The organism is Nonomuraea spiralis (genome assembly GCF_014648435.1).
Taxonomy (GTDB): Bacteria; Actinomycetota; Actinomycetes; order Streptosporangiales; family Streptosporangiaceae; genus Nonomuraea; species Nonomuraea spiralis.
Window position 1 is genome coordinate 18936 of the sequence record NZ_BMRC01000009.1, and the last position, 15149, is coordinate 34084.

Below are 15149 nucleotides of genomic sequence, written 5' to 3' on the forward strand. Positions count from 1 at the left end.
AGGCCAGGAAGGTGACCAGCCGAAGGGCCCACCACGTGTGCAGGAGACCGGCCGGGGCCCATTCGGGGTGGGTCGCCGTCGCGCAGGAGGTTGGCCATGGCACCGCTTCCGCGTAGGGGGATCATCGCCGGTCGGTGTTCGTGATCCCAAAAGGGGAGGTTCTGGCTCCTGGTCTCGGGCGGTTCTCGTCTCCACGGGTGGTTGAGGTGAGCGGCCTCGGTTCGGGCGAGGCGGGAGTCGCGGCTCTTCAGACGGGTACGCCGGGCAGGTGTGACGCGACGATCAAGCCTGATCGTCCTGCTCGGCGGGGGGTTGTCATTGCCATCCGTGCGGTGGCGATTTACGATCACGAGTCCTACTCACACCCCCCCTCTCGGAGTCAGTCGTGCGACTCAAGCTCCTTCTCGCTGTCCTGCTCTGCTTAGCCATGGTCGCCGTCGGTGGCACAGCCGCGCTCGCCGACGTCGGCCCCTACAAAGCCAAGACCGCCATCGACGGTCGCGGGAGCATGGATCCGAACGACAGGATCCGCACCGACGCCTACCTCGCCGAAGCCGACATCATGATCCGCTGCCAGGACACCGGCCCCTCCGTGGGTGGCAGCACCATCTGGGACTACACCTCCGACCTGCTGTGGGTCCCCGACGTCTACGTCCGTACCGGCACCACCGGCTTCCTGTCCGGCGTGCCCCGCTGCCTGTCGATCGGCATCGACGGGAACGCGGCCAAGGGCTCGCCCCACGGCCCCTACAAGGTCAAGATCGACGTGGACGGCCGCGGCAGCCCCAACCCCGACGACCGCGTGCGCACCGACGCCTACCTGGGCGAGAGCCAGGTGTTCATCAAATGCCAGGAGTACGGCCTGGCCGCGGGCGGCAGCACCCTGTGGGACTACACCGGCGAGGGCTTGTGGATCCCGGACGCCTACGTCACCACGGGCACGGACGGCTGGATCTCGGGCATGCCCTCCTGTTCCTCCCTGGGCATCGCGACCGGCGGCACCAACACCGCGGGCGGACGCCAGTTCCTGGTACGGACGACCCTCAACGGCTACCGCGCCAAGAGCCTGTCGGCCGCCAGGGAAGAGGACAGATACGCGGACGGGTCGTACATCACGATCAAGTGCCAGGCGTACGGCGAGGCCAACTACGGCGGCTCCAGCATCTGGGACCTCACGACCGACGACCTGTGGGTGGCCGACTACTACGTGCGTACCGGCTCGACCGGCATCGTCATGAACCGCTGCGACGGCGACGGCCCCGGCTCCGGCGGCGGCAACCGCTTCCTGGTGCGCACGACCCTCAACGGTTATCACGGCAAGAGCCTCAGCGCCGCCAGGGAGGAGGACCGGTACGGCGGCGGCACCTACGTCACGATCAAGTGCCAGGCCTATGGCCAGTTCAACTACGGCGGATCGGCGGTCTGGGACCTCACCTCGGACGACCTGTGGGTGGCCGACTACTACGTGCGTACCGGCTCCAGCGACATCATCATGAACCGCTGCGACAACGATCCCAAGCCCGCGGGAGGCGGCAACGGCAACCCGGCGACACCGTTGCCGCCCGGCGCGGGGTCGGTCGGGCAGGGCGACATGCGGTACAAGATCGTCCAGGCCGCCTACAGTCAGCTCGGCGTGTCCGAGTGGGGCGACAACTGCAACCCGTACGGCGCGGGCGGCACGGTCAAGTGCGGCTGGGCGTGGTGCAGCATGTTCGCGAGCTGGACGTGGCGGCAGGCGGGCATCGACGTCTTCCTCCCGTACAGCGGCACGTTCTACTCCTGGGGCCGCAACCGGGGCACCGTGCGCGCCCTCTCCGACGCCCGGCCCGGCGACGTCGTCCTGTTCGGGTACGGCGCCTCGGCCAGCGAGCACGTGGGGGTGGTCGTCGACGTCTATCCCGACGGCCGGATCACCACGATCGAGGGCAACTTCCACGACGAGGTCCGCCTCGTCGGCCCGTTCTCGCCGTACGGCAGCAAGCCGGGCGGCCACAACTACCCGATCTACGGCGTCGTCTCGCCGATCGCCGACTCCTCCACGGCCTGGGCCCCCTCGGACGGCTTCCCCGAGGACGCGAACGCGATGATCTGCACGCAGACGGAGTGGAGCAGCGGCCTGCTCCCCGAGTTCAAGACCTGCCTGGAGAACAACCGCAATCCCGACACCCCGTCCTGGTCGCCCGGTCCGTGGGTGCGGGTCGTGGCCATGATCAGGTCGGTGGGCGGCGTCAACCGGGCCGACATCACCCTGCGAACACCCGACCTGCCCAACGGCCGAACCACCACCTACCGGTACAGATGCGAGTCGGCGCTGACCCTGTCCACGTACCGCAAGTGCGTGACGCCCTGGCAGCAGCGCGGCATCGGCGGCACCACCGCCGAGGTGGTCTACAACTTCAACGGCGCCACCGTCGTACGCAACCTGGGCGACCTGCCCTTCCGCGGATGGGCGCAGTCGTACGCGACCTACTGCGGCCCCTCCGCGCTTCAGGCCGTGCTCGCGAGCACGGGCGCGGACCCCGTCCCGAGCCAGGGCGAGCTCGACGGCGTGCTCGGCACCAGCGTGTACGGCACGCTGCCCAACAAGATGGCCGACTACCCGGTCAAGATCGTGGGCTACCAGTACAACAACAACGAGCTGGTGAACATCAACGACAACGACGCGGGTCTCATCGACCGTACGATGGCCCGCATCAGGCGGTTCATCGATCGCGGCCAGCCGACGCTGCTGCTGGCCAAGTCGGCGAACCTGCCATGGGTCGGCAACGTCAACAGCCTTCTTCGGCACTGGCTGCCCATCCACGGATATGCCACCCAGGGAGGTACCACCCGCTTCCGGGTCTGGGACCCGCAGACGGGGAGGTTCCACTTCATGACCGTCAACGAGGTGATGACCGCCGGGCAGGCCGGCTCCATCATCGCCCCTGACCTGCGGCACTTCGTCATGCCACGCGAAGACCTCTGACCGCTCACCCGGACCGGCCGCCACGGGCGACCGGTCCGGGTTCTCCCGGCCCGTCGTCGCCGCGGCGTCAAGATCGTGAAGCGGTGCGCTGAGTTCGTATAGGGATGGCGTCAAAACGCACCCGGTCGCGGCCCTTGAGGGTGAGGCTGGGGAGATCAACAATGCGGACGAAAGCGACACATGCCTACCAATCCAGCGCCATGGCTGCCCTCCGACGAGCCTCCCGGCCCGTACGACGTGGAGATCGAACGAGCGAGGCTCAGGGAGCTCAGGTCCCGTCTCCCCGACGCCGCCCGGCCGCTCGACGGCGTGCTCCCGAGCCTGGCCGGGCTCACGGTGACGGAGTCCGCCTTCACCTCCTTCACGTACTCGCTGGCCCTGGCCTACGGCGAGGTCGAGGCGTTCACCATGGTGGAGGTGCGCCACCGGGTGGAGGACGTCGTACGCATCCAGGACGGCATGACCACGTCCATCACGACCTGGGAGAACGCCGAACGCGCCAGCGCGGTGGTCCGGCGGTGAACCTCACGACCCTGGGCCGGGACGGCCTGATGACGGGCACGGGCGCGGCGGTGACGCTGTCGGCTCTGGGCGTTCCGGCGGCGTGGCCGTTCGTCGGCAAGATGTACGTCCACCAGTACGATCCGCAGGCGTTCTTCGACGCGGCCACCACCTGGTTGTCGGCGCACGACGACGTGGTCGCCACCCGGCTGGACGTCGAGGCCCTCGTCGCCGGAGTGGCCGTGACGGACTGGCGCAGCGAGGACGGCCGGGCCTTCCAGCGCCGCATGGACGCCTACCTGGCCGACCTGCGCGGGGTCGAGATCCGCGCCGTGGTCACCGCGATCGTGTTGTACACGGCGGGGGCGGCGCTGGCGGCGATGTTGTTGTTCCAGTTCCTGGTCGCGGCGGCCATGGCGGCGGTGGCGCTCTGGGTGCTGACCGCGGCCGTCACGCCGCTCAGCCTGGCCTCGGCCCGGCTCCTGGCCATGCAGTGCCTGATCAAGCTCTTCGAGGGTTACCAGGCGGTGGAGTCGATGCTCGACGCGCTGCTGCACGGCTGCGCCGCCACCCTGGGCGCGGCGGTGGTGGTCGACGTGGCCGCCGAGACCGTCCGCGGCGATCGCGGCGGCCTGAACGACCTCGCCGCGGCGACCTTCGCCCAAGGGCCCATGCTGGTCTGGGGCACGGCCAACCGCGTCGAACGCGACCTGACCGCTCATGGCCTCAGCGGCCGGTTCCCGTCCTCCGGCCCCTGGTCGAGCGCGCGCGGGGGCTCGCCACTGCCGCCCGGCCTGTCGCAGGTGGCGGGCGGCAAGGCGGTCAACGACCTGATGACCGGCGGCCAGACGGTCACCGGCCGGTTCACGCCGGAGCAGAACGCCGACGGCTCGTACTCGTTCCCCTGGGAGTGATCATGGACTTCAAGGACGTGCTCGGGTTCGACCCCGAGCGGCTCGCGGCCGACGCCGACGGCTTCTTCAGCCGGCTGGGCCGTGCGACCGGCGGCGTCGCGACGGCACACGCCGAGTCGAAGGACGGCTGGGTGCGCGTCGAGTACAGCTGCGCGTCCGGCGTACGGGATCTGCGCCTCGACCCGCGGGCCATGCGCATGGACTCAGGCCGGCTCGCCGAGACCATCCTCGGCCTGATCCAGCAGGCGCGCGAGCAGGCCGAGAACGAGGAACGCGCCAGGGCCGAGGCTCTTCTCGGCGCAGGCAACACCCTCCTGACCGACCGCCGGCTCGTCGCCGACCAACTGCGCGCCGCGACCGGCACACTCCAGGAGAACCTGGAACGCGCCGGCGCGACCATCGACCGGGTACGCGCCCTGCTCCACTCCGACCGGCCCCGGACCCGCCCGTAATCCCGGACGACCCGGACCACCCGGACGACCCGGACGACCCGGACGACCCGGACGACCCGGACACGGTGCGCGGCCCTGATCCGCGTCGATCGTGTCGCTCGTCCGGCCGTGCTCATTCGCCTTTCATGAGCCGCGAGAGGCGGTCCCAGGCCGGGGAGGAGACGCCGGGCAGGGACTGCGCGAGCAGCTGGGCGAGGGCGGGGTCGTCGACCGGACGGGACTCCGATCGGCTGTCGCGGCCGGCGAACCACCTCATGGTGCGGTCCGCGAGGGGGAGGAGGCGGGGGTCGTCCGGCGACCAGTCGTAGGCCGCGTCGTGTTCGAGGCAGAGGGCACGGAACTCGGGATCGGCCATGAGTTCCCGCTTCTCGCTGATCCACACGGCGGCGTCCTCGGGGGAGGCGGTCTGCATGAGGATCCAGCCGTCGCGTTCCAGGCGGATGTGGCGTTCGCCGGCGCCGAGTTCGCGCAGGTCGTCGAGGTAGCCGGCGACTTCGGGAGAGACGAAGAGCTGGTCGCCGTCGCGCAACTGGGCGAGCTGGTCGCGGGTGCGCCGCAGTTGCGCGATGCGTTCCTGGAGGTCGCGGTCGATCTCGGCGACGGCCGACGCGAACGTGTCCTGGTCGGCGTCGAGGAGCTCCTTGACGCGGGCCAGCGGCACGCCGGCGCCGGCCAGCGTCCTGATCTTGATGAGGTCGACGGCGTCCTGCGCGGTGTAGCGCCGGTAGCCGGAGGAATCGCGGTCGGGCTCGGCGATCAGGCCGCGCTGGTGGTAGTGGCGGACGGCCTTGACGGTCACTCCGGCGTAGTCCGCGAGCCGCCCGATTGTGATCATTCTGGACATCCTTCCAGTCGCCGGTCGGGTCAGGCGCGCCGGGTCAGGCGGCCGCCGCCGTTGCGGAAACGCGCCTGGCCGTCGCGGAGGTCATGGTAGGAGACGAGCAGCAACCGCAGGTAGCCGTCGAACGTCTCCGGCGGGTATCCGGCGGGCGCGAACAGACCAGGCCGGATCGGTACGTATCGCTGCGGCGGGGCGGACGTCGCGCCGCCGGCGAACTCGGTGAAGATGTGCTCCTGCGAGGCGTCCGCCGGTTCGTAGGTCACCCGCTCCTCAAGCCGGCCGTCGACGATGCTGACGTCGATGCGGAGCTGGTCGGAGCGGTAGGTGCCCACGTAGGGGGTGAGGTCGACGTCCTGTTCGGGCTCGCTGATCAGGGCGGGGATCCGGACGCCGAGATGTTCGGTCAGGAGCCACCGCAGGAGCTCGTCCTGCAACATGATCGCGCCCGGGGTGTTGCCGAAGGCGGCGAAGACCAGGTCGTGCTCGGGCATGACGCACAGGATGGACACGCCGCCGGGCGAGGCGCCCGACATCGCGAGGACGGTCGTGTCCCCGAACGGGTAGCGCACCCAGCCCAGGCCCATGGGCGGGACGTTCGGGGTGTCCATGTCGTACGAGACCTCCTGCATCAGCGCGGTCGAGCCGGCCGACAGGACGCGCGCCCCGGTGGGGGACACCCCGCCCGCCAGGTGGGTGCGTCCGAAGGCGAGCAGGTCGGCGACGGTGCCGATGGGGGTGCCTCCGGCCGGGCCCCAGGTGTCGGGCAGCGTGAACATGCCCGTGGGCCTGGCCGCCATGGTGTCCGGGTCGAGGAAGTGGCCGACGGCGGTGCTGCGCAGGATGGCCTGCTCGGCCGAGGTGCTGGAGCCGGTCATGCCGACGGGCCGGTAGATGTCGCGTTCGAGCAGGTCGGAGAAGGACAGGCCGGTCACCACCTCCAGCAGGCGGCCCGCCACGATCATGCCGCCGTTGGAGTAGCTGAGCTGCTCGCCGGGTTCGAACAGGGTGCCGCAACCGCTCGCCAGACCCTCGACGTAGGTCTTCAGGGCGTAGCGGCCCTTGGCGTCGGGGAAGAACAGGTCCGCGTCGATGCCGTTGGTGTGCGAGATCAGGTGCCGGACCAGGATCTTGTCCGCCGCGCCCGGCACGGTCAGGGCCAGCTCGGGGAGGTACCTCACCACGGGCGCGCCGAGGTCCAGGACTCCGCGTTCGACCTGCTGGAGGACCAGCGTGGTGGTCAGGACCTTGGTGACGGAGCCGAGCAGGAAGCCGGTGTCCTGGAGCATCGGCGCGCCGGTGGCGACGTTCGCGACGCCGTGGGCGACGACGATCTGCTCGCCGGCGTGGTGGACGCCGGCCACGAAGCCGGGGATGTCGCCGGCCTCGCAGTGGGCGGCGGCCTGCTCGCTGATCCGGGCTGCGACTGCGCGCAGTGCGTTGTTGCTCATGACGGCCATCGTCCGACCCTGCCCCTGGGGCAAGGTCAAGCCCTGAACGGCGAGGAGCCGGATCACGGTCTGAAGCGGTAGCCCATCCCGGGTTCGGTGATCAGATGGACCGGGCGGGCCGGGTCGCGTTCGAGCTTGCGGCGGATCTGGGCCATGTACTGGCGCAGGTAGTGGGTCTCCTTGACGAACCTGGCGCCCCACACCTCGGTGAGGACCTGGCGCTGGCTGATCAGCTTGCCGGGATGGCGCAGCAGCAGGTCGAGGATGTGCCACTCCGTCGGCGTCAGCCGTACGTTGCTGGAGATCGTCTTGTTCGTGAGGTCGATGACGTGGTCGCCGAGCCGGATGCTCGCCAGCTCGGCCTCCTGGATGGCGGTGCGCCGGGTCACCGCCCGTACGCGGGCCAGCAGCTCGTCGATGCCGAACGGTTTCGTGACGTAGTCGTCGGCGCCGGCGTCCAGGGCCTCGATCTTGTCCTGGTTCCCGGCCCGGCCGGACAGCACGATGATCGGGATGCTGCTCCAGCCGCGAAGGCCGTGGATCACCTCCACGCCGTCCAGGTCCGGCAGGCCGAGGTCGAGGATGACCAGGTCCGGGGCGGCGTCGGCGGCGGCCCTGAGCGCGGCGGCGCCGTCGGCGGCGACGGTGACGTCGTAGTGGCGGGCGGCCAGGTTGATGCGCAGGGCGCGCAGGATCTGCGGCTCGTCGTCCACGACGAGGATGTGGGTCACGGGGTCACCCTCCGGGAGGTGGCGATGGGCAGGGTGAGGATCATGGTGAGACCGCCGCCAGGCGTCTCCTCGGGTACGAGCGTGCCGCCCATGGCCTCGGCCAGCCCGCGCGACAGGGCGAGCCCGAGCCCGACGCCGGAGTGGTTGTCGCGGTCGCCGAGCCGCTGGAACGGCTGGAAGACCCGGTCGTGCGCCTCCACCGGGATGCCGGGCCCGCGGTCCATCACCCGGATCTCGACGTGGTCGCCGTGCCCGCTCGCGGTGATCAGTACGGCCCGGTCGGGCGGGCTGTAGCGCACGGCGTTGGACATGAGGTTGACCAGGACCCGTTCGAGCAGCGCGGGATCGGCCAGGACGTCCGGCAGCTCGACGGAGATGTCGCCTTCGATGCGAGCCTGCAGCGGTCCGAGATCGTCGACGGCCCTCGGCACGACCTCTTCCAGCGCCAGCGGCTGCGCGCTCACGCCGAGCACGCCCGCCTGCAGCCGGCTCATGTCCAGCAGGTTCGCCACCAGCCGGTCCAGCTTGTCCAGCGACTCCTCCGCGGTGGCGAGCAGCTCGGACCGGTCCCGTTCCGACCAGGCGATCTCGGTGCTGCCCAGGCTCTCGACGGCGGCCTTGGCGGAGGCGAGCGGCGTACGCAGGTCGTGGCTGACGGCGGCCAGCAGCGCGGTGCGCATGCGGTCGGCCTCGGCCAGCGGGCGGGCGCGTTCGGCCTCCTGTTGCAGGCGTTCCTGGCGCAGCGCGACGGCGGCCTCGGCGGCGAACGCCTCCAGCACCGTACGGTCGGCGGCCTCCAGCGGCGCGCCCTTGGCGGCCAGGACCAGCTCCTCGTCGATGACCACGTCGGTGTCGGAGCGTCCCGGACAGGTGGCGGGGGCGCCGCCGGAGGTGGCCACGATCCGCCAGGCGTCCGGGTCGGACTGGTGGTCGGGGATGCGCGCGGCCTCGGGCTGCCGCTCCAGCAGGGTGACGGAGGTCAGTCCGAACGTCTCGCGCATGCGCTCCAGCAGCGACGGCACCGCGGCCTCGCCGCGCAGCACGTGGCCGGCCATGGTGGACAGCAGCTCGGCGTCCGCGCCGGCCCGCGCCGCCTCCCTCGTACGGCGGGCGGCGATGTCCACGATCGTGCTCACCGCGGCCGCCACCAGCACGAACACGACCAGCGCGAACAGGTTCTCCGGCGCGGCGATGGTGAACTCGCCGACCGGCGGCGTGAAGAACCAGTTGAGCAGCAGCGACCCGCCGACGGCCGCGGTGATGGCCGGCCACATGCCGCCCGCGAGCGCCACCCCGACGGTCAGGCACAGGAAGAACAGGATCTCGCTGGGCAACGACAGCAGGTCCCGGAACGGCCACAGCGCGGCCGTCAGCAGCGGCATCCCGGCCACCGCCAGCACCCAGCCGGTCGTGCGCCGGGCACGGGTGAGCGCGGCCCGCGACCGGGCCGGCCGCCGGCCCTTCTTGACCTCCTCGTGCGTGATCATGTGGACGTCGATCGAGCCGGACCGCGCGGTCGTCTCCACCCCGACGCCCCGGGAGAAGATCTGCGCGAACCGCCCCCTGCGCGACGCCCCGAGCACGAGCTGGGTGGCGTTGACGCCGCGGGCGAAGTCGAGCAGCGCCCGCGGGACGTCGTCGCCGACGACCTGGTGATAGGTGCCGCCCATGTCCTCCACCAGCGTGCGCTGGCGGGCCAGGCTGGCCGGATCGGCCCCGGCCAGCCCGTCGGCGCTGGTCACGTGCACGGCCAGCAGGTCGGCACCCTTGGTACGGGCGGCGATGCGGGCGGCCCGCCGGACGAGCGTGTCGCCCTCGCGGCCGCCGGTCAGGGCGACGACGACACGTTCGCGGGTCTCCCATGTGGTGGCGATGCCGTGGTCGGCGCGGTAGCGGTCGAGCTGGTCGTCCACCTTGCCGGCCACCCACAGCAGCGCCAGTTCGCGCAGGGCGGTGAGGTTGCCGACGCGGAAGTAGTTCGCCAGGGCCGCGCTGACCTTCTCGGGGGCGTACACGTTGCCGTGGGCCATCCGCCTGCGCAGCGCCTCGGGCGACATGTCCACCAGCTCGATCTGGTCGGCCCGGCGTACGACCTCGTCGGGCACGGTCTCGCGCTGCGGCACGCCGGTGATCTCCTGGACGACGTCGTTGACCGACTCCAGGTGCTGGATGTTCACCGTGGAGATCACGTCGATGCCGGCGTCCAGGATCTCGTCGATGTCCTGCCAGCGCTTGACGTTCGCGGAGCCGGGCACGTTGGTGTGGGCCAGCTCGTCGATCAGCGCCACCTTCGGCCTGCGGGCGATCACGGCCTCGGTGTCGAGCTCGGTGAACGTGGTGCCGCGGTACCGGAGGGTCTTGCGGGGGATGACCTCCATGCCCTCCAGCAGGGCGGCGGTGCGGGGCCGGCCGTGGGTCTCGACGAACCCCACGACCACGTCCCGGCCGCGCTCGCGGGCCCTGCGGCCCTCGCCGAGCATCGCGTACGTCTTGCCGACCCCGGGCGCCGCCCCGAGGTAGACCCGCAGCCGGCCCCTCACCTCATGCCTTGTCGAGCGCGAGGTTGAGTTCGAGCACGTTGACCGCGGGCTCGCCCATGAATCCGAGGACGCGGCCGGTGGTGTGCTCCTTGATGAGCCGCTCCACGGCGGCCCGGTCGAGGCCGCGCTCGCGGGCCACGCGGGGCGCCTGGAGCTCGGCGTACGCGACCGAGATGTGCGGGTCGAGGCCGGAGCCGCTGGCGGTCACCGCGTCGGCGGGGACGACCGCCGTCGTGTTCCCCCGGACGGGGACCGTGCGCCCGGCGGCGTAGTCCTCGCCCGGCCTGCCGCACTCGACCTTGACACCCTGGTACGTGGCGACGAACGGGACGGCCGGGCACGCCTGGTTGACGCTGACGACCCGCCCGGGGAAGACCTTCAGCACCGCGCCGACCCCGTCGGCCGTGCAGTACGGGCGGGCGCCGCTGACGCCCTCCAGCTCGCCGGCCGCCTTGGAACGGGCGCAGACCCGGGTGAGCAGCGACTGCCTGCCCTCCTCGCCCGCGCCCGGCAGCACGTCCACGACGTCCTCGGGGCCGAGGTTGCTGGCCCCGGACGCGGTCGGGTCGTAGCCGTCGCCGGCGGCCGACGGGCGGGACTGGAAGTACGTCCTGACCGGATTGCCGTCCTTGTCGGTGAAGGACTGGCCGATCAGGGCACTGCCATGACCGCCTTCGACGATCGAGCCGTTGGCCCGGCCGTTGAACAGCGCCTGGGCGACGCCGGTGGTGACCAGTGGGTAGACGATGCCGAGCAGCACGGTCAGGACGGCGACCGCGCGCAACGCGGCGAGATGCTGGCGGACCCAGCTTGGCAGGCGTTCCATTTAAGACATCCCCGGAAGGAACTGGATCAGCAGGTCGATGATTTTGATGCCGACGAAGGGGGCGACGATGCCGCCCAGGCCGTAGACGTACAGGTTGCGGGAGAGCAGTTTGGAGGCGCTGGAGGGCCGGTAGCGCACCCCGCGCAGGGCCAGCGGGATGAGGGCGACGATGATGATCGCGTTGAAGATCACCGCAGAGAGGATCGCCGACTGGGGGCTGGCCAGGCGCATGACGTTGAGCGCGTCCAGGCCGGGGTAGACGGCCGCGAACATGGCCGGGATGATCGCGAAGTACTTGGCGATGTCGTTGGCGATCGAGAACGTGGTCAGCGCGCCCCGGGTGATCAGCAGTTGTTTGCCGATCTCGACGATCTCGATGAGCTTGGTCGGGTTGGAGTCCAGGTCCACCATGTTCCCGGCCTCCTTGGCGGCCGAGGTGCCGGTGTTCATGGCGACGCCGACGTCCGACTGGGCCAGGGCGGGGGCGTCGTTGGTGCCGTCGCCGGTCATCGCGACCAGCCGGCCGCCCTCCTGCTCCTTCTTGATCAGCGCGAGCTTGTCCTCGGGGGTGGCCTCGGCCAGGAAGTCGTCCACGCCGGCCTCGTCGGCGATGGCCTTGGCGGTCAGCGGGTTGTCGCCGGTGATCATGACGGTGCGGATGCCCATGCGGCGCATCTCGTCGAATCGTTCGCGCATGCCCTGCTTGACGACGTCCTTGAGGTGGATGACGCCGAGCACGCGGCCCCGTTCGGCCACGACCAGCGGGGTGCCGCCGGAGGCGGAGATGCCGTCCACGATGTGGCCGACGTCGTCGGTGGGGTGGCCGCCGTTGTCGCGTACCCACTTCATGACCGCGGTGGCCGCGCCCTTGCGGACCTCGCGGCCGTCCAGGTTCACGCCGGACATGCGGGTCTGCGCGGTGAACTGCACCCATTCGGCGCCGTGGATCTCGCGTTCGCGCAGGCCGTAGTGCTCCTTGGCGAACACCACGACCGAGCGGCCCTCGGGGGTCTCGTCGGCGAGGCTGGAAAGCTGGGCGGCCTCGGCGAGCTCGGCCTCGGTGATCCCGTCCACGGGGACGAACTCGGCCGCCTGCCGGTTGCCCAGCGTGATCGTGCCGGTCTTGTCCAGCAGCAGCGTGGACACGTCCCCGGCCGCCTCCACGGCCCGGCCCGACATGGCCAGGACGTTGCGCTGCACCAGGCGGTCCATGCCGGCGATGCCGATGGCCGACAGCAGTGCCCCGATGGTCGTCGGGATCAGGCAGACCAGCAGCGACACCAGGACGATGCCGGTGACGCCGTTCGCGTCCAGCGCGATCGAGTCGGGGACGCCGGGGTTGATCTGCTTGGAGTAGATGGCCAGCGGCTGCATGGTCACGGTGGCGACCAGGAAGATGATCGTCAGGGCGGCCAGCAGGATGTTGAGCGCGATCTCGTTCGGCGTCTTCTGCCGGTTGGCGCCCTCGACCAGGGCGATCATCCGGTCGATGAAGCTCTCGCCGGGTTTCTGGGTGATCTTGACGACGATCCGGTCGGAGAGCACCTTCGTGCCGCCGGTCACCGCGGACCGGTCGCCGCCGGACTCGCGGATGACGGGCGCGGACTCGCCGGTGATGGCCGACTCGTCCACCGAGGCGATGCCCTCGACCACGTCGCCGTCGCCGGGGATGACCTCGCCCGCCTCGACGACCACCAGGTCGCCCTGCCGCAGGTCGGGCGCGCCGACCGCGTCCCACTCACCCGTGCTCCCGTCGCGCAGGCGGCGGGCCTGGGTGTCGGTCTTGGCCTTGCGCAGCGTCGCCGCCTGCGCCTTGCCGCGCCCTTCGGCGACGGCCTCGGCCAGGTTGGCGAAGACCACGGTCAGCCACAGCCACACGACGGTCGCCCAGGCGAAGAACGACGGCTCGACGATCGCCAGGACGGTGGTGAACACCGCGCCGACCTCGACGATCAGCATGACGGGGTTGCGCCACAACGTGGCCGGGTTCAGCTTCCTGACGGCGTCGGGGAACGCCCTGACCAGTTGCCGGGGGTCCAGCAGTCCGCCGCCCACGCGGCCGTCCCGCCGCGCGGCGGGTTTGTCCAGTACGGGGGTTGACATGTCAGGACAGTCCTTCTGCGATCGGGCCGAGCGCGAGCGCCGGGAGGAAGGTGAGGGCGACGAGGATCACCGTCACGCCGACGACCATGCCGACGAACTGCGGCCGGTGCGTGGGCAGCGTGCCGGCGCCCGCCGGGACGGGCGACTGCGCCGCCAGCGACCCGGCCAGGGCCAGCACCAGGATGATCGGCAGGAACCGGCCGAAGACCATGCACAGGCCGAGCGCCACGTCGTACCACGGGGTGTTGACGGTCAGGCCGCCGAAGGCCGAGCCGTTGTTGTTGGAGGCGCTGGTGAAGGCGTAGAGGACCTCCGACAGGCCGTGCGGGCCGCCGTTCAGCATGCTCGCGCGCTGCTCGGGCGAGCCCATCGCGGCGGCGGTGCCGATGAGCACCAGGGCCGGGGTGACCAGGAAGTACAGGGAGGCGAGCTTGATCTCACGCGCCCCGATGCGCTTGCCCAGGTACTCGGGGGTACGGCCGACCATCAGGCCCGCCACGAACACCGTGATCACGGCGAGGATCAGCATGCCGTACAGGCCCGCGCCGACGCCGCCGGGCGCGACCTCACCGAGCATCATGTTGAACATCGTCATCATGCCGCCGAACGGCGTGTAGGAGTCGTGGAAGGAGTTCACCGCTCCGGTCGAGGTGAGCGTGGTCGCCGCGCCGAACGTCGCGGAGTTGGACACCCCGAACCGCAGTTCCTTGCCCTCCATAGCGGCGCCGACGGCCTGCGGGACCGTGGCGTTGCCGGACAGTTCGAAGACGTTGGTCAGGATCACGCTGGTCAGCGCGATGACGCCCATCACGGCGAGGATCGCGTACCCCTGCCGGACCTGGCCGACCAGCCGGCCGAAGGTACGGGTGAGCGAGAACGGGATCACCAGGATCAGGAGGATCTCGAACCAGTTCGTCCAGCTCGTGGCGTTCTCGAACGGGTGGGCGGAGTTGGCGTTGTAGAAGCCGCCGCCGTTGGTGCCCAGCTCCTTGATGACCTCCTGGGAGGCCACCGGGCCGCCGGTGATGCCCTGCGTGCCGCCGGTCAGCGTGGTCACCTCGTGCACGCCGGAGAAGTTCTGCACCAGGCCGCCGGCCACCAGCACCAGCGCGCCCACGAAGGCGATCGGCAGCAGAACGCGCAGCGCGCCGCGGACCAGGTCCACCCAGAAGTTGCCGATCGTGCCGGACTTACGGCGGGCGAATCCGCGTACGAGCGCCACCGCGACCGCCATGCCGACGGCCGCCGAGACGAAGTTCTGCACGGCCAGGGCGGCCATCTGGGTCAGATGGCCCATCGTGGTCTCGCCCGAGTACGCCTGCCAGTTGGTGTTGGTCACGAAGCTGATCGCGGTGTTCCAGGCGATGTGGTCGGTGACCGGCGCCATGCCCAGGCTGAGCGGCAGCTTGTCCTGGAGGCGCTGGAGGCCGTACACGACCAGGACGGAGACGGCCGAGAACGCCAGCAGGCTGCGTGCGTAGACCGGCCAGCTCTGCTCGGCGTCGGCGCGCACCCCGAGCAGCCGGTAGATCCCGCGCTCGGCCGCGTTGTGCCTCGTCGTGGAGTAGACGCGGAACATGTAGTCGCCGAACGGCTTGTGCACCAGCGCCAGCGCGGCGATCAGGGAGGCGATGAAGATCAAACCTGCGACGGTCGTGCTCATCAGAACCGCTCCGGGAACAGCAGGGCGGCGACCATGAAGATCACCAGCGCCGCGACCACCACGAGACCGGTGGCGTTGATCGCGCTCACAGGCGCTCCACCGCCTTCACCACGAGCCCGAAGATCGCGAACACCGCGATCGTCAGGGCGACGAAGATGACGTCTG

At 70.7% G+C, this 15149-nt stretch carries 12 protein-coding genes; 4 read left to right on the plus strand and 8 right to left on the minus strand.

All coding sequences use genetic code 11. The annotated features are described in order from the left end of the window. Positions 1 to 385: 385 nt before the first annotated feature. The 4 genes from IEZ27_RS22935 (at position 386) to IEZ27_RS22950 (ending at position 4832) form a co-directional block, all read left to right on the plus strand. Positions 386 to 2965 carry a CHAP domain-containing protein gene (locus tag IEZ27_RS22935; protein ID WP_189649120.1) on the plus strand — a complete coding sequence of 860 codons (2580 nt, stop codon included), beginning with the start codon at positions 386 to 388 and terminating at the stop codon, positions 2963 to 2965. Positions 2966 to 3145: 180 nt separating this feature from the next. After that, positions 3146 to 3487 (plus strand): hypothetical protein, encoded by a 342-nt coding sequence (locus tag IEZ27_RS22940; protein WP_189649121.1) that lies wholly within the window; start codon positions 3146 to 3148, stop codon positions 3485 to 3487. Next, positions 3484 to 4380: a hypothetical protein gene (locus tag IEZ27_RS22945; protein WP_189649122.1), complete on the plus strand. Its 897-nt coding sequence runs from the start codon at positions 3484 to 3486 to the stop codon at positions 4378 to 4380. Before IEZ27_RS22940 ends, IEZ27_RS22945 begins: the two co-directional genes overlap by 4 nt. A gap of 2 nt (positions 4381 to 4382) precedes the next feature. Further along, entirely contained in the window at positions 4383 to 4832 is a 450-nt protein-coding gene (locus IEZ27_RS22950; protein ID WP_189649123.1) for a YbaB/EbfC family nucleoid-associated protein, read from the plus strand. A 112-nt stretch (positions 4833 to 4944) separates the two neighbouring features. On the opposite strand, the gene IEZ27_RS22955 is transcribed toward IEZ27_RS22950, so the two are convergent. From IEZ27_RS22955 to kdpF, 8 genes are all read right to left on the minus strand, one after another. After that, positions 4945 to 5667 carry a MerR family transcriptional regulator gene (locus IEZ27_RS22955; RefSeq protein ID WP_125636031.1) on the minus strand — a complete coding sequence of 241 codons (723 nt, stop codon included), beginning with the start codon at positions 5665 to 5667 and terminating at the stop codon, positions 4945 to 4947. 29 nt (positions 5668 to 5696) lie between these two features. Then, complete coding sequence (locus tag IEZ27_RS22960) at positions 5697 to 7121, minus strand: serine hydrolase domain-containing protein (protein WP_229824249.1); 1425 nt, start codon at positions 7119 to 7121, stop codon at positions 5697 to 5699. Positions 7122 to 7183: 62 nt separating this feature from the next. Next, positions 7184 to 7852 carry a response regulator gene (locus IEZ27_RS22965; protein WP_189649125.1) on the minus strand — a complete coding sequence of 223 codons (669 nt, stop codon included), beginning with the start codon at positions 7850 to 7852 and terminating at the stop codon, positions 7184 to 7186. Next, the gene (locus IEZ27_RS22970) at positions 7849 to 10392 is read right to left on the minus strand and encodes a DUF4118 domain-containing protein (RefSeq protein WP_189649126.1); all 2544 of its coding nucleotides are present in this window, start codon (positions 10390 to 10392) and stop codon (positions 7849 to 7851) included. Before IEZ27_RS22970 ends, IEZ27_RS22965 begins: the two co-directional genes overlap by 4 nt. A 1-nt stretch (position 10393) precedes the next feature. Beyond that, positions 10394 to 11218, minus strand: coding sequence for a potassium-transporting ATPase subunit C (locus tag IEZ27_RS22975; RefSeq protein ID WP_189649127.1), 825 nt, complete (start codon positions 11216 to 11218; stop codon positions 10394 to 10396). Continuing rightward, positions 11219 to 13321 carry a potassium-transporting ATPase subunit KdpB gene (kdpB, locus tag IEZ27_RS22980; RefSeq protein ID WP_189649128.1) on the minus strand — a complete coding sequence of 701 codons (2103 nt, stop codon included), beginning with the start codon at positions 13319 to 13321 and terminating at the stop codon, positions 11219 to 11221. 1 nt (position 13322) lies between these two features. Further along, positions 13323 to 14984: a potassium-transporting ATPase subunit KdpA gene (gene kdpA, locus IEZ27_RS22985; protein WP_189649129.1), complete on the minus strand. Its 1662-nt coding sequence runs from the start codon at positions 14982 to 14984 to the stop codon at positions 13323 to 13325. Then, a complete protein-coding gene (gene kdpF / locus IEZ27_RS22990; protein WP_125636045.1) occupies positions 14984 to 15073 on the minus strand; it encodes a K(+)-transporting ATPase subunit F in 90 nt (29 codons plus the stop codon). Before kdpF ends, kdpA begins: the two co-directional genes overlap by 1 nt. Positions 15074 to 15149: the final 76 nt, after the last annotated feature.

What these genes read in the sequence shown, in the direction of transcription:
- kdpA (WP_189649129.1), bottom strand. Translation starts at nt 14,984, where the DNA reads ATGAGCACGACCGTCGCAGGTTTGATCTTCATCGCCTCCCTGATCGCC.
- kdpB (WP_189649128.1), bottom strand. Translation starts at nt 13,321, where the DNA reads ATGTCAACCCCCGTACTGGACAAACCCGCCGCGCGGCGGGACGGCCGC.
- IEZ27_RS22940 (WP_189649121.1), top strand. Translation starts at nt 3,146, where the DNA reads ATGCCTACCAATCCAGCGCCATGGCTGCCCTCCGACGAGCCTCCCGGC.
- IEZ27_RS22955 (WP_125636031.1), bottom strand. Translation starts at nt 5,667, where the DNA reads ATGATCACAATCGGGCGGCTCGCGGACTACGCCGGAGTGACCGTCAAG.
- IEZ27_RS22950 (WP_189649123.1), top strand. Translation starts at nt 4,383, where the DNA reads ATGGACTTCAAGGACGTGCTCGGGTTCGACCCCGAGCGGCTCGCGGCC.
- IEZ27_RS22975 (WP_189649127.1), bottom strand. Translation starts at nt 11,218, where the DNA reads ATGGAACGCCTGCCAAGCTGGGTCCGCCAGCATCTCGCCGCGTTGCGC.
- IEZ27_RS22960 (WP_229824249.1), bottom strand. Translation starts at nt 7,121, where the DNA reads ATGAGCAACAACGCACTGCGCGCAGTCGCAGCCCGGATCAGCGAGCAG.